Genomic DNA, 544 nt, shown 5'->3' on the forward strand with positions numbered 1-544 from the left:
TTCCCCTGGTCTGTCTCTACATTTCCTATGTATTCAGATGTGAGTGACTGCGTATTACCACAGCCGGGTTTCCCCATTCGGACACCCCCGGATCAAAGCTTGCTTACAGCTCCCCGAGGCAGTTTCGTTGTTCGCCACGTCCTTCATCGACTCCTAGCGCCTAGGCATCCTCCGTGTGCTCTTAGTAGCTTAACCATCATGCTCCTGTTTCTCGTCTGTTTCACCCGAAGGATCTTCAGTTTCCAAACACTTGCATATCAATTAGCTTGTACTCAGTAAACTGAATACTCACTGCTACTTTTACACTTAGTTTCGTTAACAAGTCAACAAAACTAGTTAAAAAGAATGTTCGTTTCTTACTTGCAAATTCGTTCGTTATCTAGTTTTCAAGGATCAAAGTTATTTCTCGAAAGAAACAACGTTTTGAAAGATTGCTCTTTCAAAACTGAACACGAGTGAGGAAATATTCGTAGGCTCTATGGCCCACAAGTCTTATCTTGACTCTTATATGAATGTTTCCGTTGCAGGAAACGATTCTCCATAG

1 rRNA gene is annotated in these 544 nt (G+C 42.5%); it reads right to left on the reverse strand.

Annotation, left to right across the window (positions count from 1 at the left end):
• Positions 1-195 (reverse strand): 23S ribosomal RNA (locus PGLA_RS18045); the annotation flags it as partial.
• Between the last annotated feature and the right edge of the window lie 349 nt (positions 196-544).

This window comes from Paenibacillus glacialis (assembly GCF_001637205.1).
Classification (GTDB): domain Bacteria; phylum Bacillota; class Bacilli; order Paenibacillales; family Paenibacillaceae; genus Paenibacillus_AQ; species Paenibacillus_AQ glacialis.